This is a genomic window from Pseudomonas sp. Larv2_ips (assembly GCF_963879675.1).
Taxonomy (GTDB): domain Bacteria; phylum Pseudomonadota; class Gammaproteobacteria; order Pseudomonadales; family Pseudomonadaceae; genus Aquipseudomonas.
Genome location: NZ_CAWOAW010000013.1, coordinates 355,278 through 378,991 on the forward strand (window position 1 = coordinate 355,278; position 23,714 = coordinate 378,991).

Here is a 23,714-nt window from a genome sequence, read left to right on the forward strand (position 1 = left end):
GACTCCTTAGTACGAAGTCCAGGCGATGGTATTGGCATCCGATGAGCAACTGGTCGCAGCGGCTACCGCTGTGATTTCGCCGGCAATGGCAGTACCACCGTTGATCGCCGTCGTGGTCTGTTTGTCCTTGGCCATGTTGGACGCAAGCGTGATGCAGGCATTCTTAGGAAGGTTGGATTCGGTGATGGTGAAGGTCATACCATTACTGGTCACAGTCACGGCTCCGTTCCAACGGTTGGATAAGGCGTTGCCGTTAATGCTCATACCGCCCGTGGCTTCCAGGTTGATCAAAGACGGGGCCAGGTTGGTACCGGCTGTTGCGTACCCAGTTGTGCTTTTCAGCCTTTTTGTATTGCTCAGCAAGGTGCCCAGGTTGCTCTGTTCGATGGTGACGTCCGAGCTGCCGAACGTCCTGTACCCCATGAACACGATAAAACCGAGTGCCACGGCGATCAGCATCAGCCAGAACATCCCGTCCAGGGAAAGAAATCCGCGTTGGTTTTGGCGGCTATTTTTTGTCATCTTTACGACCTCATTTGGGTTTATTTAAGGGTTTCTGTCACATTGCCGGCCAACTGGAAGATGCCGATCACCACCAGAATCATCATGATTCCCATGGCCATCGAGGACACCCCAATAAGCGACTTCGCGATGGCCTCGACACGCTGGAGCGTTTGCTCCAGCCAACGGTTGGAAAATCTTTCCATCGATTCGGCGAAACCTTTGCGGGTGGCGAGCACTTCAAGAAAATGCATGGCCATTGGGTCTGGAAACTCGTGGCCAGCAAGTTTCAAGGCGGTACCGAAGTTTTTGCCGGCACTGACACCGTAATGAATGGCGCTCAACCGTTCCCTGAGCCACGGAGAGGCGTTGCGCTGCAGCGACTTCAATGCATCGAGCTGGTTTATGCCTGATCGCAACATCACAGCCATGTTTAAAAGGAAGATCGATCCGTGCAGCGCCTTGTAGACCGACCACGGCGGGAGCTTTTCTGCGCGCACTCTGAGCGTTTGTAGGATCTTGTTCATCTGCAGCTTCCACGTCGGGCTTGCTGCGGTGATTTGAAGTCCACAAAAAACCGGTAGAGTTACAACGGACGTCAGGATGAGCGCGACCAGGCCCACCAATGTCACTAGCCCGTAGTGAGTTACGAAATTGGATAGCGCGTAAAGAAACGCCGGCACACCTGTCCAGGCGTCGGGATTGGAGCGCTTTGTCATTGAAGGCACCATCCACATGGCGATGACGTAAAGCAGCGCTGCCATAACGCTCCACACCACTGAAGGGTAAACTGTGGCTGAGGCCACCAGCTTGCCGATCCTCTGGCGTATTTCAATGATCCTCACGCAGTCTCTAAAGGCCTGCACCAGGTTGCCGGTCTCTTCCCCGGAAGCGATCAGTGAGTTTTCGTCATAAGGCACCCAGCCTTCGCATGACACGCTGAACGACTTACCTCCTTTGACCGATTGCGCGATTTCACGACAGGCAATCGACACGGGATGCCGTTTTTGGCCGTTATCACTGAATGCTCGCGCAACAGTATTCAGGGCATCCTCAAGTTGAACGCCATCCCCATGGATGCCCATAAGGCTTTCATAAAATTGAATTCGCTCGTTCTTGCCGAACTGTTTGGCGTAAAAGGTTTCTGCCCAGCGGTTTAGCACGGCTCTGACTTCACTCAGCATGGGCGAGCTCCAGGGTTTGCCGGTCAAAGTCCAAGGGCCCCACCATCATTTCGGCGTGACGTGGATCTACCAAACCTTGTTTGAGCTTGAGGATTGTGTGGGCAGTTTTAGTGATGCCGCCCATTTCCTTCACCCAGTAACGACGTGCTGCACTGGCCCCTTTTTTATTGAAAACGTGCATGAAATTGTTGTCGGTGATGAGCGCCTCCGCGGCTACCGTACGATCAACGACACCCAAACCTTTGCATTGAGGGCACCCAGGGCCTTTGAGATAGGTCAGATCGACCGCGTCCAGGACGCGTAGGCGTTGCGCCAATGCACCGTTGAGCTGGTCCAGGTGAGCTGCGGCAGGTACACGACAGTGAGGGCATAGCACGGGAAGCAAGGACTGATTGACGATGCTGGTCATCAACGCGGGATCTGTCACAAGGTAGCGGTCTACCCCCATATCAATTAGCCGCTGAAGCCCTGCTACCGCGTTATTGGTGTGCAAAGTAGAAGACACCAGGTGCCCGGTCATCCCGCCACGAAAAGCCGCTTGGGCCGATGCCAGGTCTCTGATCTCCCCATACATCAGGACGTCCGGATCGAGTCGCATCGTGTTGGTGATGCCGTCGCTCCAGGTTTCTCCAGAGCCCAAAGGGGACTGGTTGGCCATAATTGGATATTCGGGCGGATCCTCCATGGTCAAAATGTGTTTTGTGCCACCACACTCTTGATAGAGCAGGTTCAGGTTGACCTGCTGAGTCTTGGATTTGCCGGAACCAGTGGGGCCGGTGATCAAGTTCACGCCATAAGGAAAGCTGCGGATACGGCTAAACGCCTCAATTTGCTCAGGGAGAAAACCGAGAGCCTCAAGGGTCATTTTGGTTTTGTCGTCATACAGCAGACGCAGAACCATCAAAGGACCCTCTACGAGCGGCCTGGTGGCAACCCGGGCACCAAACAGACCAAGTTGATCTACGTAGGATCGTTTGATACGTGCGTCCTGACTGACTTGTGGTTGGTAGTGTTCTTTAGCAACATCACACATGCTGTTGTAGAGTGATGAGCAGAGCTCAAGACCCACCTGGCTTTGATGCTGCTCTGCCTCCCACAACAGCCCGTGAATGCGAAAGAAGATCCTGGTGATGTCGTGACCCACTACAAAGTGAACATCGCTGGCATTATCTCGATGGGCCTTTCCTAGCAGCTGCACCACCTGCGCCTGGCGTTTGGTCTCGGTTGTCGAGAGGGCTCTGCCATTGGCGTCGTCATTAGCCTGGTAGAGCGCCTTGATCGAGCTCATCGGGCAGATCTTGACTTCAAACTGATGATTCTTGTGTTCCAACTCATCCTCGAATGCCATGACATAGGCATCCGTTTGGTGCTGGGCGGACACATATAGAATTCCATCGCTGGTCAATGCGCACAGCTGACGTAACTCCGGTCTAAGCTCGAAAGAACCGCCAGGCGCAGTGAGCAATTGCTGATGCGAATTCAGCAGCGCGGCAGCGGCCTCATCGAGAACTGGTTCCGCTTCAGTATGTATTTCAGTCAAAGTCGTCATTGGCTCGTACCTTCACCGTTGTCCTTGGATCAACCCGGGCAGCGTGGTGGCTGACGGGATAGTGCTGGAGACGGGGTTGTTGGTACTGGAAGCGCTTCCCGGTGGAACATTGGAAAACCCGAGGGGGAAGCGCTTGCCATCACGTTCCAGTGTCACGCTGTCTACGGTGAGGTTCGCCACTCGGTAGCCTCCTGGGAGTTCCCGCGCCGAGGCGTCTGCGTTCACTTCAAATCCGCTGCTGTAGAGCAACGTGGCACGAAGCCGCCTTGCGGAGCCGAATATGGCCTTGACGACAGGCAGTTCTTGCTGAGTATCGGTAGCGCGTGTGGCGGTAATAGGTGGTGGGACTAGGCCTTGAGGTACGAATGAGGCTGGAGACTGGGCTGTTGAATGGTTGTCATCGCCGTTGATTGACCGCTGAGCCTGAGCCCTTTCCGCCTGCGCTTTGAGAAGGATCGTCTGGCTTTGAACGATGGCCAGCTCTCCTACGTTGACACCGGAGACACTGTTTTCCGCTGCCCAGCCAATAGAGGGTCCGGCAGCAATAACCAGGCAGAAAAACTGCTGAATTTTACTTCGCATAAAGGTCACCTATAACTGACCACTCAAGATGGTCGGCTTTGTAATCCGCTTTGATTTCTGTAAGACGAAGCCCCTGACTTGGAGCGCCGGATAAAGAGTCGAGTGGTGTAATCCCCGTGGTGTAGCGCAACTCGAATTGCTTCCACTGAGGAGGTGGTGGGGGTGGTGGAGCAGGCTGACCAGGTAATGCCGGCTGGATGGGCACTACGACCGGCACCTCTTTCAAAACGGGGCTTTGGCCGAAGCTGTGCAGCCAGGAAGACAAATTCGCCAGCACGACGATCGCTTCCTTGAGTGGTTCATCACCGGCTGCTGGCAAGGAAATGTCGAGCTTCAACGTGGCCGAATTGCCGTCGTCAAAGAAGACCGGCCGATCAGCATAGTGGCCCTGTGTTGCCTGTATCAGAGCGTCTGCTGTGCTATTGCCCGTGCGTTTGTACGATGACAAGACCTTTGCACCGTCGCAGGCGGCGCTTGTGAACAACCAGCCTTTGATGGACAGGGCAGACTGATAAATGCCGCTGCTGCAACCCTCAAGGAAGTCTTGGACAGAAGGGCGTTTAGCCCAAGGATGCTCCAGCGCCTGGGGCAACTGCTCCACGCCAGATTCTTGCTGCAGCCTGGCTAACTCTGCCAGGCGAAGTTGTTCGGCCTGGAAAGCTGCTTCTTTGGCTATCCGGTCCTGATGACTCTGCCATTGAACCCACGCGATGATGCCGGCAGCGATCAGCGCACCAACAATCACAAGTTGCACCAGTTCCGCTTTGGATAGCCCAAATACGAGTGGTCGAAGCCGGTATTCACGTTTCAGATGCGAGGGTTGCAGCAGCTCTTCCACGTCCAGTGGTTGACCACCCATTTCAAACTCTGTGGGTAGGTACTCTTGGTCGAAGTTGATACCGCGACTGCGTTGCTGAACGACTCTACGACGAACCTCGGCACCGGTGCCGATCATGTCGCACCCGGAGATCACACCTCCTTGATACACCGCGACGAGGGCATACTGGTCGAGGTCAGCGTCCGTTCTCCAGGCCGCAATCCACGAGTCTCCCAATTGACCAGCGAGCGTCGCTGCGAGGGAGTACATGCCTTTGGTGACTTCGTCGCTGCGCGCAACGAAACCAGCCTGAATGATTGCCGATGTTCTGCGAATGGCGACGATATCTAACTGGTGTTCACGGCCGTACTGCCTTGCTTCCTTCATGTGTCCAGTGACACTGCCCAATGGATGCCAGCGTAGGCCTGTGACGAACGATTTTCCTCTGTGCTGCAGCACCTGCACGCGCGCCGAGCGAGTGCTTTTGGCGATCTCCGCGACCATGGCTTACCCCTTGAATGCTCTGCAACGCAGCAAAGGGCTGGGGCAAGAGCCCCACGGATCGTTGGCGGCTGGAAAATTCAGGGCGCTCGGGCTGCCAGTGTCGCTATCAACAACAGGTGTAATCAGCACGACCAACACATTGTGCTCGGTGTTGCGGATGCGACTACCGCCCAGGCCGAAGAATCCAGGATCACCGACACCGGATTTGGTCGCGTTTTCGCTGTTCTCCTCAAAGCCCGTCAGAACCAAGGTTTGGCCGCTACGCAATTTGACTTTGGGAGACAGGTTCTTGGTGTCGTAATCGGCGGTTTGAACGCTGGAACCATTGCTGGTGAAGGGGGTGAAGGTGGGTTTGCTGCTCATGCTCAGGGTGATCATGAGCAGCAGATTGTCCTGATCAATAATCCGAGGAAGCAACATCATGTTGAAACCGCTGGTGATCGTCGCCGGAGTCAGTGAGGTTGACGATCCGACAGAGGCCGTCGTGGTTGTCGAACTTGAGGCGATGTAGCTTTGGACATTGCCGATCTGAATAGGGGCCGGTTGCAAATTGAGCGTAGTCACCGACGGCGAACGGACATTTGAAATTCTGCCCTGCTCCGACAGTGCCTTTATGATCAAGTTAGATCCCGCCCAGGGCGACCTGGAGGTGTCCAAGATGCTCAGAGAGCCTGAGACCGCATTTGCGCCAATGCCCGTTGTGGCATTTTTAAGGGAGAAGCCCCACTTGTTGTTCAGGTTGGTATAGACCGCGGTCCAGTCCAGACCATTCTGGTCCTTATCGCTGAGGGTCACCTCGAAGACTTTGACGTTGAACAGCACCTGGCGCGTGATGCTGCGGTTGATCGAGTTCAAGTATTTCGAAACGTTGGAAAGGACTTCAGGACGGTCGTTTACCGTCAATGTCCCTGTTGATCGAGAAAGGAACATACGACCCTGCGGCTGCTGGCTTAGCATCGCTTGGACGTTTTTTTCGATATCTCCGATCAGTGATGTCTTGATTGAGACGGTTGTGCTCTGGTTACTGCCAGACTCGCCCGAAGCGCCAGATGATGAAGATCCGCCGCCCCCTCCGGAGCTCCCACTGCCAGTGGAGGTCAGCAAACCGGATTTCACAGTGCTTTCGATGACCTGATCATCACCAAACGCCCAGACATCGAAGGTTTTGGTATCGAAGTAGGTAACGTGCACGCTGCGATCATCGGATAAATAGTTCCATGCCAGGCCCTGTTGAGCGGTCACCTGATTCAACAAACCAGAAAGCTTGCCGCTGTACTTAACTGGGAATGTACGAGTCGCAAAGAGCCCATCCATACCCGTAGATCGGGCGTTGCTCGGCATGTTGCCGATGACACCGGCTGGCATGAAACTGGACAGGTTATCCGGTGATGCCATAACCGGTGGCGTATTAGATCCTGCGTTACCTTGATTGCGAATGGATAGAACGCTTGGGTCGATCGCATCTGGAGCCACGATGACTGGAACTCCACACTCGCTCGTGATGTAGTTCGCGACCTCTGCGATCCCAACGTTATAAGACGGGCGATAAGTAATGTCGCAATCCATGGACAGCGGCAAACCGCGCTTGGCGACCATGGGTTGTTTTGAGACCCATGGCTTGTCGCTGAATACCACGGTTTCGCGTGCAGGCTCTTGTTGCTGATTGCGAAGGAAGCGGCTGTATTGAGAGGCGGTCGCGGCGTCGTTTTCGGCACGGCTGGCCGACTCATTCACCCGCTGCAGTGAGCAGGAACTGATCAGAGTCATGATCAGCAATGAGGCTGTGCCTCGGATCCAGAGGCCTGCAGTCATCATTTTTTCCTCTCTGCGATGTAAAGCACCAACTGTGCTGGGCTGCCGTCTACGACGAATGAGCGAGGGGCTGAGTCGTACAGCGGAAAGATCTCTTTGATAGCCTCCTCAAAGCTGCCCTCAAACCGTAGCGGGGCGTCGATGGGGTAATCCAAGTCGTCGACCTTCCAAATTAGCGTCCACTTAGCCCTTGCTGCCCAGGCTTCTACGGTTTGCCGAAGGGTTGAGCCACTGGTTGCCGTCCATATCTGGGCCAGCGGCTTTGGAGCGGTTACCACTGCGGGAGTAGGCTTTGGCGCGACTGAGGTACTTGGGGCAACGTTTCCAGACTTCCCAATGCTTGCAGGCTGAGTGGTGGAAGCGTTAAGCGCCGAGGTGACTGACGGGCTCGCTGTGGTTTTCCCGGAAGAGGTCGTAATAGAGCCATCCTTGGCGGGCACTGCTGGGGTAGATACTGGGGTTGCAGCTGCTGGTGCTGCAGGAGCAGTTTTTATCGGCGCCGGTGAGGGCACGGCGACGACAACGGTACCGGGCGTTTCGCCGCTGGTAGTGTTTTTCGGAGTCGCTGAAGCCAAAGGAGTGGAAGGTGCGGAGGTAGCAGCCACTTGCATTGGAGCAGTGCGCGATGATTCCGGGAGCTGGTAACCAGGGCGCAGCACGTAACACACCTGGCGATTCACTTCATCCACCTTCACCTGCCAGGCCGGACCCGCGAGCACTTGCAGCGTGTTACGCAATGTCATTGGCCCAAGCTTGTACTGGGCCGCTGGGAGTGGTCGCGTGTAAAGGATGTTGACGTGACCGGTGTCGGGCGAGCACAGCGTGTAGCCTGAACGATCCACGACGTATTGCATGGCATCGCGCACATTGGGGTGCATGTTGGCAGGAATGCTGATGTCAATGATCTGAGCCATCAGGTCACGTTGACCCGAGTCAGGCAAGGTACTGACCAGGGTGTAACGACCGTAGCGCACGACCGGTTCCTTTTCAGGCACGGCGCCGCTGGGGTAGAGGTCCGGCGTCAACATATCCGGGTTACGACTACTATCAAACGCCGGCTTAGGCGTCTGCGGCGTATGAGTTGCGCAACTGGCGACGAGTGCGAGCAGGGAGAGTGTGGTGAAGTGCCTGATCATGTGCCGAAAGGCCCCCTTTGATGATGGAGGCACAGTGACAGCTAGTCATAGACGACGCAGCAGGAAATAGAGAACTGCGTCGTAAGGTTTTTAAGCGAGCGTTAGCTTTGCTAGAACGGCGATTTCTTACGCCAATGAAAATGATCGATTTGTTTTCGCACGCCTGCGGTTTTTTTCAAGAAGAGCCCACATGCTCACGCAAAATGCTGCGGCTCCCCCAAGGTCCATGCAGAACTGATCCGTCTGAAAAAAACCATGAGCTGCAACCTGGCCCATTTCCCATTGCAGGGAGAGCAGGACATAACTACATGCTAAAGCACCCGTCCAATGGGTGAGGTAACTGGGTCGTACCCTTGTCGTCAGCCATCTACGAAACTTCACAAATGCCAATATTCGAATCTCCGACTTTATGAAATGTGGCTTATTTGTAATGGAGGTGGCGAATAGAATTATCGCTACAAATGCAGCTGGTACCGCGAAGCCTGTGGTGAAGTGTTCAACAAGGCTCGCATTTCCAAATCCAACAAGCTTGAAAATGGCACGTATTGGGAGGTGTGTCTCGTAGCGGCTTAAGAACGCAAATAGCGCACACATGAGGGCGGTGGCTACTAGAAAGTACAGCTTAACTGGAAAAGACGTTCTTCTCATAACTACCCTATAACCATTTTTCTATCTTCGCGAATTTTACACATAAGGCGGGTGCTTAAACCAAGCTGTCTGCACAAGAATATTGTGGAATCCAGACTTGAGGAAAGCCTAATGAACTGCTTACAAGTAATTCACCAGTTCGGATCTAGCGTTGGCCACTGCATCCGGCTCTATCAGGTCGCTCGCTAGTTGTCGTTTATCCATCAGCATTTGCCATAGCATCTGATCAATGGTGTTCTCCACCAGCGGGATTTTCACCACAACCATGCGTAGCTGCCCATTCCGGTAGGCTCTATCCTCAGCCTGATCCTGTAGTCCTGGCGTCCAGGGCAGCCCCAGGAACATGACATAGTTGGCAGCAGTCAGGTTATTTCCGGTACCGGCGGCAGAGGTGGTCGCAGCGAACACTCTGGTGTCAGGATCACTTTGAAAACGGTCGATCGCTTTTTGGCGTTTGCCGAGGGAGTGACTGCCTACCACGGTAACGCAACCGTATCCGGCTTGCTCGCACTCCGCTCGCAGGGTGCTGACAGTGTCCTTGAACTCACAGAACAAGATGACTTTGTCTTCCACATCCAGTTCGCACAGCAGCTCCATGACGACCCGAACCTTCACCTGCTCCAGCAATTGGCGCAATGAACCGAGCCTGGCGAGACTTGGTCTGTCTTCAAGGCGTATCCGGTCGTATTCACGACGTTCCTCGACTGAAAGCTCTACCGGCAAAGTCTGACGCTGCTTGCCCTTGAGATCTGTGAGCACGTCTTTACGTCGACGAAGCATCCAGTCGCCAATCGCATCTCGAAGATTCTTGCGAAATTCCGGACTGCCGGCGAACTGTTCGCAGAACTCTTTCAGTGACAGCTTTCCAACGGGGTGCCCTGACAGTCGTAGAAGCGTGTGAAGTTCTGATTCTCGATTGAGCACCGGAGTCCCGGTCAATAAATAGCGATTGGGAACCTTGGCTGCAATGTCGAAGCCATGGCGCGTCCACGCGGCGGTGGGCTCTTTCAGACGGTGAGCCTCATCGATGATCATCACTTCAAAATGGCCGGCCTGCAGGACATAGTCGCCCAAGCGCTCGTAGTTGATGATTGTCCACTGCAACGACGGATCAAAGACCTGCTGACCTATTCTGGCTTCGGGATACACCATCTGGATTTCACGTTGCCAGTTGATAATCAGAGTCGACAAAGTGATGACAAGGATGGGGCGGTCTCCCGCTCGAATAGCGGCAGCGATGATGGCCTGACGTGTTTTTCCAAGGCCCATATCATCGGCGAGCAATGCACTGGTCCGTTGCAGCAAATGCCGGATGCCCGCTGGTTGATGGCTGAGCAATGAATAACTCGCCAGGGCCAGATCGATTTGTTCAGTGGTGAACTCGGTCCGCTCGATGGATGGCACAGCGGCAAGGTAAACGTCGGTTGAAACATCTTCGTTACCAGACGGAGCCGCGCGCTCTTGGGGCGGACCTCCGAGGCTGATGCGAGTTACTTCATCTGCGGGAACAATAGATCCGTCGGTCAGCAGCTCCTGCACGGTGTCGAGGATCTCGAACTGATCTTCAGAAAGCCCCAGCTCAAGTATGAGGTTTGAGCGCACCAGTTCGGCAGTCGAATCAATGCGCCAAGACTTGGACTGGCCAAGGAACACGCCGTGCATACGGCGAGATACAGCAACGGCTCCAGGGTGATAGTCGCCAGACAACAGAATGCCCCCCTGAGCCAGTGGAGCAATTCTGAAAGTTAAACCCCAGGTGAATGCTTGCCGGTCTGGTGATTGTTGCGCGTCTGCAAATTTTGCGGAGAAGGTCTGCCAGCTCTCGTTGAAACGGCTTTCGGTCAACTCCATCAGGCGGTGAAAGAGCAGATTCAGGTCGTCCAATAACTTGCCTTTCGGCAATCGCCAATATCGATGATGTGGATGCTCCGCGCGACGGATGTAGAAACCATCACGCTCAAGAAACAGGCGGTTGGCCCCCTCGACGTACTGCAGCAGGATCCCGAAGTCATAGCCGTCGAAGGTCACCTTTTCGACCAGTTCCTGCCGGCCGTTTATGAGACGCGGACGGCTCATGTTCTGCTCAGGCGCAGGTTGATCCATTCCGCGCACCCTTGAGCGTGTAGTTGTTTCCGGTTTCGATTTGTATAGCGAGACATGGATAGGGTTTGGTCGGGCCATTCCAGATTGATGGCCAGTCCACCCGATTTGATCTTTGCCCAAAACCACTGGTAAGCCCGGTCAACCCTTGAGCCCGATTTAGGTGTGCGATTGCGGAGCCCCCTCAGTTGTATCGTGACCAGGTGTTTAGGAGTCAATGTTGCCGGTGTCTCGCCCCAGGCACTCTCATCCATTTGGATTTCGGCAGAGGCCAATGATTGCCCGTTTTCGCGTACTGAAAAAAGACGACAGTTGCCCCGATAAGCGCTGTAGTCGTAACCATCAATGCAATGGCCCAGCGCTCGATGTTCTGCATCAAGGTCCGCTGGGCATGTCAGCTCGACAATTTGCAGCCCATTCGGGCTTACGAGTGGTGTGTCGTTTGAACTAAGCAGCGGTCTCCACGGAGTTAAAGAGTCTGTTTTTGTTTGCGGATCTGCGGCATCAAGAGCTTCACGTATGTCTATCAATGCGAGGTGAAAGCTATCCACTAAGCTGGCGATCTGGTGATAAGTTGCAGTACCAATGAAGCTTTTGAGTTTTTGCAGTGCTTCGCTGGCATCGGGTCCGTAGCTCTGATGTATGTTGTTGAAGAGCTCGTTCAGGTCTCGCAAATCGTCCGCGATTTGGGACCAACTGGGATCCGACCAATCAGTTGGACACCCCGACAGCAGCCTGTTCCAGTCCTGCGTTTGCTCACGCAGTTGATATGGGATTTTATCCAGCAGGGCGAAGAACGTGATCCAGTGCGCTTTTTTAAGGGGACGTCGATTGCCAAGTGAGGCTCCTAACAGCAGTCGATGCCAGGGAGCTTCAGGCCCCTCACGATTGATACGGGTCAATGCACTGCCGGTATCGTATACACGTTGTTGCCCTAAATAGCGCACTGCAGTACGCGGCGTCTGTAGCAGCCACGCCAGGGTGTCGGTAAGCGGAAGACCTGCGTCTGCAATGCGACCTATCAGGCACTCTTGAGCGATGATCAAAGACCCATCGTCGCTCCAGTTTGGGCGGCATTCTTGAAGTTCGTCCCACGGGCAGGTCATGTATACCTGCTCCTGCTTATCCCACGGCCATGGCCATTGATCTACCAATACCAGAAGTGGAATCAGTACCGGTTGAGCTTTAAGCGCCTGCAATCGGCGTATCCGGTCGCCTTGAGCCAGCCAGTTATAGAGCTTTGGGGAAGGGCATTGCGCCGAACGGATAGCGAACAGAAGCTCCTGGTCCAGGCACTGGCAAAACTGCTTCAGCGTGCTGCCAATCTGCTTCAGGTAAAAGCGGTTTCGAGGATTGAAGTACCGATTGTTGCTCACCATTGAATCGTGGCCTCTGCGACTGAAGCATCCGAGATCTTCAATCGATAAGGCTTTCGCCCTCTCTCCAGCCGACTTGCAGAAAGAGGTCAGGAGGACGTCTGCATACCAGCGTTTTTCAAACCTGAGCAAGAGCTGCTGGGCCACTAGTGCGGTGGGTTTTTTCTTGTGGACGCGGTCCTTGCCAGTGATTTTGCAGGCCTTCACCAGATGACCATCGAAGTACTGGAGGTGATCGCCGATTCTGGCCAACACTGGACGTATTTGATCATTTGGTGAGGGCAGGGTGACGCACCAGCACCGAGTGTGAACGGTTGACCTCAGGTAGGTTTCTATGAATGAGGTCAGTCGGGCGGGCGGTACGCTAAAATGCAAAGCCCAGGTCTGAGCAACTTCAATTTGTCGGTCAGAGAACTTCTCCAGATGCGGCGCTAAGAGGCGCAGTCCCAACACCGATTGTCTCTTCTGTTCGCTCACCCATGACCTCCTCTGCAATTTCGCAGAGGAATGTCAGGTATAGGCGCGGTCGGCTTCCAGGGTTAATGCGTAACGGCGTTGACGGTGATTTGTATCGACAATGGCAGAGGTCAACCCCCTCTGGGTTTATTGAGATCGGGTTTGCCATTCAAGTTTGGAAAACTCACCTTGCAACCATTCGATTTGAAGCCCGTGCACCCCCAAAAGTCATATCCACCGTCTCCTTTCTTCTGCCGCCTTGCGAGGGGCTGATTGCATTTCGGACAGTTGAAAGCACCACCAGATGCAGCTGCGCGTGGCGCGGAGGTCATGGCCACACTCGGCATTCCACGTTGCTGAGACAGTTCCTCTTCCAGTCGCTTATGCAGACGTGCAACGACGGCGCCGTAGGTGTCTTGGCCCTGGGCGATTTTGTCCAGGTCGCGCTCCAGCTCCCGCGTAAAATCCAGCTCCACGAAACTGAAGAACCCTTCCAGCTTCGCGATAGTTTCCTCCCCTAGCTGCGCCGGTACCAGCTTGCGGCTCTTTTCCTCGATCAGGCCTTTGTTGGTGATGTTCTTCAAGATCGAGGCGAATGTACTGGGACGACCGATACCGCGCCGTTCCATTTCCTTGATCAGGCTGGCCTTGGTGTAGCGTGAAGGTGGTTGGGTTTTCTTTTTGAGCAGTTCGCCGCTGTGGACTGACAGAATCTGTTTTGGAGTGAGCGCTGGCACGGGGTTGTTTGCTTCTGCGTTTTCCTCCTCATCCGTATCATCGCCCTTGAGCACCTTCAGCCATCCCTGGTGGCAGAGTGTTTTGCCCGATGCAGTGAAGCGCAGCGCTTTTCCGCCAGGACCAATGGCGAGCAGCTTAGCAGTGCACACGTCGTAGATGGCGGCTTCGAGCTGGCTGGCCAATGCCCGAACCCAGATCAACTTGTACAGGGCCAGTTCGTCATCGTTTTCACCAGCGGATCTTTCGGACCAATATGTTGGTGTGATGGCAGGGTGGCCTTCCTGCGCGCCTTCCGCGGACTTAAACGTCCTCCGTTCGTCGACGGCCGTCATCCCGAGGGCTTTAGCAACCGTTCGAATATCGTCCATGGCTTCATCCGGAACATTGGGGTTGTCCGTCCGGTGATAAGTGATCACGCCTTGCTCGTACAAGCGCTGGGCCACCTGCATGGTTTTGTCCGGATCCCATTTCAACGCGTTGCTGGCGGCCTGTTGAAGAGTGGATGAGATGAATGGTGCAGGAGGATGACGCTCGGCCTTGCGATCCTCGCAGGACTCCACGACCACATTTCGAGTGCCGGCGACGTGCTGAGCCAGGTTGCTATCCTGAACATAGGGGAAGTCCTTGCTTGCGAAATCCGGTACCGGTTGCCACTCGGCATACCAAGTGGTGCCCCGACTTACATCGGCAAAGAACAGACGCACGCCAAAGTGATTGATCACCTGAAAGTTGCGGATCTCGCGTTCGCGCAAGACCACAAGAAACACGGCGGGTGATTGAACGCGGCCAGCGGAAGTAGGTTTGCCCATCAGGCGCCGCAACTCTTGGGTCACCAGGTACCCCACCAAGCGGTCAAGCACACGCCGGCATTCCTGTGAGGCAACTCTGTTCAGATCGATTTGTCGAGGATTGGCCAGTGCCTCTTCAACGCGCTTGAGAGTGATCTCGTTGAAGGTAATGCGTTTGTAGGATTTGACCGCCAGTACCTGCTGGATGTGCCAGCTGATGCTTTCACCTTCACGATCAGGGTCGGTTGCGAGGTAAATTTCACTGGCCTGTTTCGCTGCTGCCTTGATGGTTTTGACGGCCCTGGCGCTCTTATCCAGGATCTCATACACGGGTGTGTAGTTTTTACGTACTCCGGTGGTGATCATGCTGTCGTCCTGACCTTTGGCCGGCAGGTCGCGGATGTGCCCACCACTTGCAACCACCTGCCAGTCTTCGCCTGGGCGTAGTTTCTTCATCATTGGCTGGAGCTTTTTCAGCTTACCAGGTGCTTCGATGATCAATAGCTTCACGTTGTGTCCCTCTCAAATAATCAGAGCGGGACTGTTGCGTCAGGCAGGTAGGGCTTCAATAGGAAATGGTCAATGCGTGGGGGAGGGCATTATGTGGCTATAGGTCCAGCGATAGCTGCTGTGCCTGGGCAAAGCCCTTTAGCCACGACGCACGCATAGCGGGGTGTTGGTAAGGGCAGTCATACACCCGTAGCCCTTTGCGCGCAGCGGCCGCACCAGTGGCAAAAACCGTCAGGTGAGGGTTGTTGGAATGTCGCTTGTCAGAGGTTTTAGGCAAGAAGGCGTTATCACCCATGCCGGTTGCTCCTCGATGCTAAAATTCATCTACCAGCAGATCCGCGCATGGCGCGATTTTTTACGGGAAATTGTTACAGTCAGATGCCGGGGCGTCGAACCAATCGGCGGCCTTTAGCCAATGTACGAAGAACTCGACAGATTGACCACTTCGACGTTGCAAATCGTGTAAATCGCCATGAAGCTCAAGATCCTCAGACTCATCATCCCAGTTGAAAAGTTCGAAGTAGTTGGTGTCGTAGCGATCCGGATTTAAAAGCTCTTGTATGAATCTTCGTGCGACGAATGAGCTCATGTCACTATAGTCATTCGCCCAGACGTCTTTATCACGCCAACCAGCTTTGATCCAGGAGGCGAGTTGAATGTTATCGGTGATACCGTAGTAGTCTGCTGCGTTTACGTCGCTTTCATCACAGTACCGCCAGTAAAGCCGCCCCAAAGTGGGGTGATCCGCTGCTACCAGAAGCCAGCCATCTGGACACCTCACCTCATCATCGTCCCGCATTGTCATACACCTTAAGGCTTCACGGTTGGGGAGGGAAAGACGTTGAGGGTTTCCCTCCACCACAAGCTTCACGATTGGGGGCCCGAAATTAAGCCCCTGTTATCAGAACGGACGGTCAGGGTCCGGGTACTCGTCGAAATCAGGCGCAGGCTGCGGACTGGATTGATCACGTGACGTGCTGCCTTGGCTCTGCGAAGGTGACAGGGTCACGCTCGCAATCCTGTGCGGCAAGATGGCGACCCGCGAGGCTTGAACCTTCAGAGCTGCATTTTCCTCACCGTCTTTTTCCCAGCGATCCATTACGGCTCGGCCGGAAACGATCACGCGCATGCCCTTCTGAAATAGGTGCGAGTAGTGTTCAGCATCTTTGTGCCACCACTCGACGTTTGCCCAGAATCCCCCTCGATCTTCGTATCCGCCTTTACCGTCCGGAATCGAGTTGTCGAAGTAGACGTTGGCCCGCATGAGCCTTCGTGGGTCCTTGTTGCCGTTGGCGAACTCTTTGAATTCCGGGGTGGAGCCGATATTGCCTTCCCAGCCTTGTACGGGTGTGGACATGAGTGTTCTCCGACGTTATGGATGTTGCGTTTGATTGGTGAGCTGCTGCAGTCGAGCGGTGTACACGGCCTCTGCCTGGCCCATTTTTTCGGCGCACTCGGCGGCCTGTTTGGTAATCGAGTGCAACAAACTCATTTGCATGTTCAAGGTGATGCGCTGCAGCTCCATCACGTAGAGGTCCTGCAGCATGGATTCCGGTGTTCTGGGTGAGCTCATCATCTCTGCCCAAACTCCCACGCCCATCCGACGGTCCGTCACTTTCTGCCAGCGCAGAAACTGGGTACCGGCTTGGGTGTTCTGTTCAGTGAGTCGCACTGGAACAAGGGTGAATGGATATTGGCGGGCCTGGCTCAGTACTTCCTGGGCAAGAGCTTTTAAGTCCGATTCTTGAGCTCGGCAAAGATCGGCAAATTGGGTCAGCTCCCCCTTACCTTTAAAAGGCTTTAAAAGGCCTTTTAGTGAGGCGGCCTGTTGCAGTCGCTGGAAGGCTTCCTGTTGCAGTGGCCGGAAGGCGGTCTGTTGCAGCGACCCATCATTGGAGGGAGTCTGGCCCATGATCTTTAACCCTCAACGGAGTCATCGAGATGATCATCCGTCTCGGTTTGCTGCTGACCGCGGATGATCGGTGGCGCGAAATTCGAACGGCGGGTGCCTTCCAGGATGTCCTGTGGCAGCTCACCGTAGCGCTCGTACATTTTGCGGGCTGCTTCAGCCTTGGCATTGTTAGCGGCGAAGTCATCGCGTGCAGCGCCGGAGTATTTGTAGATCTGGGCCAGACCAAAAAGTCTGCGCAGTACGGCTGCGCCTTCATCTATCCAGGTTTCCATGTCATGACGACCGACCAGACCGACATGCTGGGCCAGCAAAATGCGCCTGACAATTTCGTCGTAGTTAGTCAGCAGGTACACGGCCTGGAAGCCGAGTGGATTTGCGATATATAGAGGGAGGCTGACAGGCTGGATGGACAGATTCTCGCTGATGCTGATTGCCGGGGGAAGGGAGGCCATGGCTGTGTCGAGACGATCTTCGATGGTTTTGAGTGCCTCCTTTGAATCGCAGATTTTCTCTTCCAGCAGGATCATCCACCAATCTGAATACGGATCATCCTGCTGTGCGCCACGTGACATGCGATTGACTACAGTGCAGAAGCCAGACAATCCGATGATGCCAACCTTGACATCGTTTTTTGGGCGTCCCATCCAGATCCGTGCAGCGTGATGCGTGTGAAGGGTGAGCTTCACATCGCTGCGTAGTGAGCCAATATTGAGCCGGTAATTGTCAGCCATGGTGCAGTTATTCCTTGGAAAGAGGATTGACATGGCCATGCTGCAATTGGGCTGCTAAGGACGCAGCAATAAATCCATAGTCAGACGGAAGGGGATTTGTTGAGGCGTCTATATATAGAAGGAGGGCTAAACCCCCTGATTGGCCGCGTCCATCGATATCCGTTCCTGGCTGGGTGTTGTGGGCCACAGCACTTAGCCGACGGCCACCACAGATTACGGATCCTGTCAGTGTGATGCTGGCCGCATCATCCAGTCGGTAGTTATGTGGCCCACATAGCTTCGAGTTGCCACCTGGAGTATCGAATCCCTGGTGAGTGTTGTGGGCCACAGCACTTAGCCGACGGCCACCACAGATTACGGATCCTGTCAGGGTGATGCTGGCCGCATCATCCAGTCGGTAGTTATGTGGCCCACATAGCTTCGAGTTGCCGCCTGGAGTATCGGATCCAGTCGGGGTGGTGTGGGCCGCAGCACTCGGCTGACAGACATTTCCGTCTGAAGTCATGGATGTCTAGTTCTGCGAGGTTTCAGCAGGTGCAGCATCTCGCTCAGGGTCTGATTGGCGGTGTGTATCGATTCCGGATTGCCTGGAATAGCCACCGCTTTTGCCGAATGATCAATCTTTTCGGGCCTCTTGTCTGCCGGAGGACTTGCAGCGTTCTTGTGACAGAGGCTAGAGGCTACCTTGTCATCAGGACTCCAGTTGCTGTTGAAGTCGCCCCGAACCGCAATGGCGACAAGAGTCATCAAATACCCCAAAGGGTTTCGAACGCTTCCCGTGTCACAACGGTGCACCCATTGCTTGATGAGCGCAGGTTTCACCTCTGGAGGAACTTTCTGCAACGCCACAAGGGCACTCTGTTTCTGATCCGTGGGCAGCCGGTGCAGAGAATCCAGGAAATCTACAGCCGTGTCATCTGACGTGTGCGGTACATGTACAGAGCTTTTACAAACATCATTGTTTGTATCTGTATACGTACTATATGAGTTCGGATTCCGAACTGAGTCCGAACTCAGCGATTTACGGCTGAGTTCGGATTCCGAACTCAGCTCAAAAGCGATTCGCTTATCGCTTATTTCACTGAGTTCGGAATCCGAACTCACTGTGGAGGCAGGTGTATTTTGCTGAGTTCGGATACCGAACTCAGGCGCAGTCGAAGGCTGCAGGGCAGTTGCCTGAACCCATGACTGACTGTTCAAGCGAGCTTCGATGATGTTCAACCGAGTTGGTAAGCGCTCACCAACATCCGGATCCGCGGCGAACTCCTTCCAGGCAATTTCAGCGACTTCACGAATCGCCTTGGTCTGATGTTCCATAGATTGAGCGAGTAACTGCAGATAGTCTTTGTCGAACTCCAGTGCTTCACCGGGTGTTACGGGTTCATCGTGAAGGAGGTAGACGTTGCCTTGAACCTGACCACTGAGGTCATTACGCACGCGACGACCGAGGCTGAGCCAGCGAGTCAGGCGAAGGGTGACCAAGGCTTTTGATACCGTTTCACGGGACGCCGGTCTGCCGGGTAGCATGCCCAGGTATGGCCGTAGCTGCTCATAGGTGGGGAACGCCGTCATGCCGTCGTCATTAATCAGTAGGCGGAATACCTGCCAGGCATTTCGCTCAAGCGGAGACAGTCGATCATCCAGAAGCAATCGACGAGGAACTGTCTCATGAGGGTTACCGCTGAAAATAATGCCAGAGTAGGGCGCTGAGCCCTCAATCCCCGGGGGGGTCGACTCTTTTTTCTGACGCAGATGAGCCTCAAGATGCCCTGATGCAGAGTCTAGAAGTGTCGAGAAGGGGAGCCGGGACAACTTCATAGATCGTTGTCACCTTGCTCCAGTGTCACTGCCGGTAGGGCCAACTGATGGTTGGCTGATGACACCAACTTCAAACCTTTTGTGAATCCAGCGCTGGGATGCGAAGGCGGATAAAGACCCTCTCTGATCCAGGACTGAACGCGATGCCAAATAATCGCTAAGCTGAGGTTTTCCGTGCCTTCAGCTGAGTCTGCGCCCTGTGGGGCATTGAGTTCTTCTGCCACCAGCATGGCCACGTCCAGCAACGCCAGGCTGTCATCCAGCTCAACCTGATGCTCTTTCATCAAGTGGGTCCAGCGGTACCAAAGCTGGGCATCCATTTCTTCACTGAACTCTCTCCATCGTCCACGTCGTGCCGTTACGCCGATCACCAGCCTTTGCAGGGCGACGTCTTGGGGTGACAAGCCAAAGAACTGTTGCAGCATCTGCGTCGTAGCGCCCAATCGGAGAGCACGTTCAATCATGCGTACCTCCTCGTCAGAACGTTGTGCTCCGGTCAGCAGCTTCTTCACCATGTCCCCATCAATCGTGACGCTGCACCAGGAAACGGGAGTGTTAAGCAGCAAGCTCAGCACCGAAGGTTGTTGAAGCTGGGCCAAAATTTCGGGCTCCAATCCCATCTCTATGCAGCGACGGAGTTGGCCGTTGCGCATGTGGTGCAGCACCTGAGACAGGATGGCTTCATTGATAGGTGTTTTGGACATACGACTCTCTCCCTGCCATCGACCCAATCAGCTAGATGAACTCGGATTGTTGTTGGCCATTGACTTGATTTCTAAGTCGATCAAACGTCTTGCGAGACGAATAATTCGAAAGAGTTTCACCAGCGCGCCATCGCTCAGACGATTCGTGTTATCTGGAGATTGATCCTTGGCATAGGGTTGACCCAAAAGGATCTGGCCGAGCCCCGCTGCAAACTCGAAGTCGGTAAGCGCGTCGACCTGTAGTTCAGGCTGTTGCTGAATCATCTTCAACGCGATGGCGGTCGATCCGCTTAACGACTGAAGCAGAGTCAAGGTGTGATGAGCTGTGGCAGTGACTTCTATGTCTTCACTCGGGTGGCGATAGCTGAAGCCCACACCGCCGTCCACGTCCAGGAATTCACCAGGTGCATTTACTGTGCTCGCCACTTCCCGTGCCAACTGAGCTATATGCTGACGCAGGGTGACCGGATTATCGATCTCGCGTTCGATGTACCAGAGGTCAGAAATGGGATTCAGCCCACCGGCTTGGACCGGGATTGCCACCAAAGCATTGGCAGCAAAGTCAGGCAGTATTTCACCATCAAGCGCTGCGACTTCGCGCTTCATCTTTTCGACCCTTGCCGAAGTCGTCACTGGACTCGCAATGTGCCCGTCCAGTCGACTCTTTTGCTCTTCGAGACTCATGTGCGCCAAGGAAGGTGGCGTAACCTGCGGTTTGATTGGATCTTTGCTTTTTTGTTGTGCTGTGTTGGTTTGAATCGCTCCCCCGGTTTGGGGGGCGGGCGACTGTTGTGCCGGGTTTTGAGGCGGAGGGTTACCGATCTCGGTCGAGCTAACACCCTGCGGAATACCACCCAAGGTTATGGTGGGTTCAGGCAATTCGAGTATCGGTGTGGATCTTCGCAGTTGGTCCTGATTCTGGGTAATTTCCAGCAGAATTTTCTCGTACCCGAGATTCAGTGGCTTTTGCAGTTGTGCAATCAACTCGTCTTGAAACCGCTGAAACAGAAACTCTTCGGCATCTCCCTCAAACTGAGCCAGAACATCTTGGAAGACTGTTTCGAACTCAAGAGGCAGCTCGTTTCCTTGCTGCTGATAATTACGCTCCCAGCACTGAAGGGCGGTTTTTCTCAAACCTAACAGTTTTATAACTCGATCAAATCCGAGGCCTGAGTACAACATTGCGGGAATTACAGGTAGCAAGTAGCGAACAGCATCTTGCATTCTGCTGATATGGGGCTGAGAGATCGGATACCCGTCAGCTTTCAAACGTCGAGAGAGTTCACTTTGAGATATCGATCCGCCTGCTTCTTCCTCATATAGCGTTCTTGCCTTATCGACACCAATTGCCCGCTCGATGAACAGCAGTTGCCCCTGCAGATCGTTTTCGGCCAAGTGCCCGGTGAGAGAGATAATCTCCCCCCGGACTGCATCCCATGGACGAAACAGGCAGTGGAACCTGAAGAATTTCTCGTCACCGGTCTCACGATACAATTCATTGAGAATCGCCAAGCGAGTGTTGCCTCCGTTCCGGATCCGGAACTTCTCCTCACCAGGCTTACGGGTCACGGGCGGTGGCGTATCCAGGCCACGCTGACGGATCGACTCCTTGATGTCGTCGTATTTTGGGTTGCGCGTGGTCCGTGGGTTCTCGTCATAAGGCAGCGTCTCATCCAATGTCAGCAACATCGGTGTGTCGACGATGGGATCGCTCAAGCGGGCGGCTGCAGGCGACTTGGATTCGAAGCCAGGCAACTGCAGCTTTTCTTTCATGCTCTGGGCCAATGACGGTTTCATACTCTTGCCCCAGCTTGCTCATTGGCCGGAGCTGCGGCCAACAGTTGGTCGATGATCTTGTGGGCTCGATCCAAAGCGGCTTCAAGCCCCGCGGTCGCTTCCAGGCGGTGAACGATTTCCGAGTTCATTGACCGGGTGTTTTCACGTGCCTGCAGTGCGATTCGCTCGCGCATTCCGTCCGGAAGGCGGACTACGAATTTTTCTTCGAGCTGACGTTTGGTTTCATTGCTCATAGCGTTCTCCATTACTTGTCGGGCAGGGGTATGTTCAGCGACGTTTCAACTGATCACTGAGTTGGGTAGGCAAACCTTTGATAGTGAGCGTGCTTGAAGCCTCGTCGTACTCGATCTTGTCGCCCAGCAGGTGCGCTTCGAAGCTGATGGATAAGCCCTCGGCACGGCCGGTGAAACGCCGGAACTGGTTGAGGGTGCGCTTATCCGCTGGGATCTCCGGCGACAGGCCGTAGTCCTTGTTGCGGATATGGTCGTAGAACGCTTTTGGCCGATCTTCATCGATCAAGCCCGACAGCTCTTCCAGGCCCATGGGCTCGCCGAGCTTTGCCTGGCTGCTGGCATAGTCCAACAGGGTCTTCGTTTTCTCGCGTGCGGATTCATCCGGAAGGTCTTCGCTTTCAACGAAGTCGCTGAATGCCTTGAGCAGGGTGCGGGTCGCGCCCGGGCCGTCAACGCCTTCCTGGCAGCCGATGAAGTCGCGAAAGTACTCCGATAACTTCTTGCCGCTCTTGCCCTTGATGAATGAGATGTACTGCTTGGATTGCTTGTTGTTCTGCCACTCGGACACGTTGATACGCGCTGCCAGGTGCAGTTGGCCAAGGTCTAGGTGACGCGACGGGGTCACGTCCAGTTCGTCCGTCACTGCCACACCTTCACTGTGATGCAGCAGGGCGATCGCCAGATAGTCGGTCATGCCTTGCTGGTAATGCGCGAATAGCACGTGGCCACCCGTAGAAAGATTTGACTCTTCCATCAATCGTTGCAGGTGCTCGACTGCCTCCAGGCTAAACTGCGTGAAGTCCTGGTTACCGTCGAAGTACATCTTTAGCCAACCACTGAAAGGGTATGCGCCGGACTCTGCATGGAAGAAACCCCACGCTTTACCTTGCTTTGAGTTGTAGGCTTCGTTGAAGTCGGACAACATATTTTCTAGGGCTTGCGACTTCGCCAATTCGTGTTGGTTGGCATGCAGGACCGCAGGTGTGCCGTCGGGCTTCTTGTCGATCAAGTGAACGATGCAATGTCGAATAGGCATTAGATGGCTTCCAGAGTACGTTGAGATTGAGTCCGATCAGCGCGACGAAGTCGGGCTTTAGCGTTGAGGCCTGAGCGGTGATCGCTTGAGGTAGACGAGGTGTAAATGGACCCAAGCCCAGCTTTGGTGAACTTGATGTGGCCACCGTGAGTTCGAGAGACGGTCCAGCCGTTTGCCTCGGCAAATTCCACCAACTGGCGAAGGTTTTCGTGCTGTCCACGTAAACGGCTGACAGTCATTGATCAACATCCTTGTCTGCCAGAACATTGCCCGCCTGAATCGCAATGATTTCAGCCTGGTCACCAGGAAACTTGGTACCCAGCTCATGTAGAAAATGACGTGTTGCTTCACGAGCGCCTGGCACGCGAAACACAACGCTGCAGTGTTGAACTGGCTCTGGATGTTGCAGGTGGGACATCACAGCCACTTTCAAAGAGCAGCTTTGGAGATGACGGGGTACCCAAATCGACCAGAAATAGCTTGAGAGCAACGCTCCTGCGCAGAGCAGTTCGACGGTGAGCGTTGAACTTGCTGTTTCGGATACTTCTATGTAGCCGAGCTCCTGAAACTCGTGAAGATCTCCACGCATACTCAACGGGACCACTGTGCTGTGGTCACGAGCAAGGCGACCAATAGCTTGAGCAAGAGCGTCCAGTTCAACGGGGTTGATCCCCGTTTTATGAGCGTGAACCACGGCCGAGGATTCGAATCCTGCACCGGCATGAATGCTTGGGAAAAGCGAGGCGTTACTGTGCATCTGGCACCTCCAGAAGCTCCTCGAT

The 23,714-nt window shown here is 54.5% G+C and carries 22 protein-coding genes; all 22 read right to left on the bottom strand.

Annotated features, from left to right (window positions below; translation table 11 throughout):
* Window positions 1–6: 6 nt before the first annotated feature.
* Window positions 7–522, bottom strand: a complete 516-nt coding sequence (locus AACV02_RS06180; protein ID WP_177413677.1) for a type 4 pilus major pilin — start codon at window positions 520–522, stop codon at window positions 7–9.
* A gap of 20 nt (window positions 523–542) precedes the next feature.
* Complete coding sequence (locus AACV02_RS06185) at window positions 543–1,685, bottom strand: type II secretion system F family protein (RefSeq protein WP_119737079.1); 1,143 nt, start codon at window positions 1,683–1,685, stop codon at window positions 543–545.
* Window positions 1,675–3,234, bottom strand: coding sequence for a GspE/PulE family protein (locus AACV02_RS06190; RefSeq protein WP_119737081.1), 1,560 nt, complete (start codon window positions 3,232–3,234; stop codon window positions 1,675–1,677). Before AACV02_RS06190 ends, AACV02_RS06185 begins: the two co-directional genes overlap by 11 nt.
* 12 nt (window positions 3,235–3,246) lie before the next feature.
* Complete coding sequence (gene pilP / locus AACV02_RS06195; protein ID WP_119737083.1) at window positions 3,247–3,816, bottom strand: type IV pilus biogenesis protein PilP; 570 nt, start codon at window positions 3,814–3,816, stop codon at window positions 3,247–3,249.
* The gene (gene pilO2, locus AACV02_RS06200) at window positions 3,806–5,137 is read right to left on the bottom strand and encodes a type 4b pilus protein PilO2 (RefSeq protein WP_119737085.1); all 1,332 of its coding nucleotides are present in this window, start codon (window positions 5,135–5,137) and stop codon (window positions 3,806–3,808) included. Before pilO2 ends, pilP begins: the two co-directional genes overlap by 11 nt.
* Window positions 5,138–5,140: 3 nt before the next feature.
* Entirely contained in the window at window positions 5,141–6,949 is a 1,809-nt protein-coding gene (pilN, locus tag AACV02_RS06205; RefSeq protein ID WP_119737087.1) for a PilN family type IVB pilus formation outer membrane protein, read from the bottom strand.
* Window positions 6,949–8,085, bottom strand: coding sequence for a PFGI-1 class ICE element type IV pilus protein PilL2 (gene pilL2, locus AACV02_RS06210; protein ID WP_119737089.1), 1,137 nt, complete (start codon window positions 8,083–8,085; stop codon window positions 6,949–6,951). Before pilL2 ends, pilN begins: the two co-directional genes overlap by 1 nt.
* Before the next feature lie 768 nt (window positions 8,086–8,853).
* Complete coding sequence (locus tag AACV02_RS06215; protein ID WP_119737091.1) at window positions 8,854–10,809, bottom strand: DEAD/DEAH box helicase; 1,956 nt, start codon at window positions 10,807–10,809, stop codon at window positions 8,854–8,856.
* Window positions 10,806–12,686, bottom strand: a complete 1,881-nt coding sequence (locus tag AACV02_RS06220) for a hypothetical protein (RefSeq protein WP_119737093.1) — start codon at window positions 12,684–12,686, stop codon at window positions 10,806–10,808. The genes AACV02_RS06215 and AACV02_RS06220 overlap by 4 nt, the downstream gene beginning before the upstream one ends.
* A gap of 110 nt (window positions 12,687–12,796) precedes the next feature.
* Window positions 12,797–14,701 (bottom strand): type I DNA topoisomerase, encoded by a 1,905-nt coding sequence (gene topA, locus AACV02_RS06225; RefSeq protein WP_119737095.1) that lies wholly within the window; start codon window positions 14,699–14,701, stop codon window positions 12,797–12,799.
* 97 nt (window positions 14,702–14,798) lie between these two features.
* Window positions 14,799–14,996, bottom strand: a complete 198-nt coding sequence (locus AACV02_RS06230) for a CrpP family ICE-associated protein (RefSeq protein ID WP_069786025.1) — start codon at window positions 14,994–14,996, stop codon at window positions 14,799–14,801.
* Window positions 14,997–15,056: 60 nt separating this feature from the next.
* On the bottom strand, window positions 15,057–15,500 hold the full coding sequence (locus AACV02_RS06235; protein WP_119737097.1) for a hypothetical protein: 444 nt from the start codon (window positions 15,498–15,500) through the stop codon (window positions 15,057–15,059).
* A gap of 102 nt (window positions 15,501–15,602) precedes the next feature.
* Window positions 15,603–16,058: a single-stranded DNA-binding protein gene (locus AACV02_RS06240; RefSeq protein WP_069786027.1), complete on the bottom strand. Its 456-nt coding sequence runs from the start codon at window positions 16,056–16,058 to the stop codon at window positions 15,603–15,605.
* 15 nt (window positions 16,059–16,073) lie between these two features.
* Window positions 16,074–16,613, bottom strand: a complete 540-nt coding sequence (locus tag AACV02_RS06245) for a DUF3158 family protein (RefSeq protein WP_119737099.1) — start codon at window positions 16,611–16,613, stop codon at window positions 16,074–16,076.
* A 5-nt stretch (window positions 16,614–16,618) separates the two neighbouring features.
* Window positions 16,619–17,344: a PFL_4669 family integrating conjugative element protein gene (locus AACV02_RS06250; protein ID WP_119737101.1), complete on the bottom strand. Its 726-nt coding sequence runs from the start codon at window positions 17,342–17,344 to the stop codon at window positions 16,619–16,621.
* Window positions 17,345–17,845: 501 nt separating this feature from the next.
* Window positions 17,846–19,162 (bottom strand): STY4528 family pathogenicity island replication protein, encoded by a 1,317-nt coding sequence (locus tag AACV02_RS06255; protein WP_119737103.1) that lies wholly within the window; start codon window positions 19,160–19,162, stop codon window positions 17,846–17,848.
* Entirely contained in the window at window positions 19,159–19,866 is a 708-nt protein-coding gene (locus tag AACV02_RS06260) for a DUF2857 domain-containing protein (protein ID WP_119737105.1), read from the bottom strand. The genes AACV02_RS06255 and AACV02_RS06260 overlap by 4 nt, the downstream gene beginning before the upstream one ends.
* Before the next feature lie 27 nt (window positions 19,867–19,893).
* Window positions 19,894–21,663 carry a ParB family protein gene (locus AACV02_RS06265; protein ID WP_119737107.1) on the bottom strand — a complete coding sequence of 590 codons (1,770 nt, stop codon included), beginning with the start codon at window positions 21,661–21,663 and terminating at the stop codon, window positions 19,894–19,896.
* On the bottom strand, window positions 21,660–21,896 hold the full coding sequence (locus AACV02_RS06270; RefSeq protein ID WP_020303012.1) for an Arc family DNA-binding protein: 237 nt from the start codon (window positions 21,894–21,896) through the stop codon (window positions 21,660–21,662). Before AACV02_RS06270 ends, AACV02_RS06265 begins: the two co-directional genes overlap by 4 nt.
* A gap of 34 nt (window positions 21,897–21,930) precedes the next feature.
* A complete protein-coding gene (gene yejK, locus AACV02_RS06275) occupies window positions 21,931–22,932 on the bottom strand; it encodes a nucleoid-associated protein YejK (RefSeq protein ID WP_119737109.1) in 1,002 nt (333 codons plus the stop codon).
* Complete coding sequence (locus AACV02_RS06280) at window positions 22,932–23,171, bottom strand: type II toxin-antitoxin system HicA family toxin (protein ID WP_119737111.1); 240 nt, start codon at window positions 23,169–23,171, stop codon at window positions 22,932–22,934. Before AACV02_RS06280 ends, yejK begins: the two co-directional genes overlap by 1 nt.
* Window positions 23,168–23,689: a hypothetical protein gene (locus AACV02_RS06285; protein WP_119737113.1), complete on the bottom strand. Its 522-nt coding sequence runs from the start codon at window positions 23,687–23,689 to the stop codon at window positions 23,168–23,170. The genes AACV02_RS06280 and AACV02_RS06285 overlap by 4 nt, the downstream gene beginning before the upstream one ends.
* Window positions 23,690–23,714 lie beyond the last annotated feature (25 nt).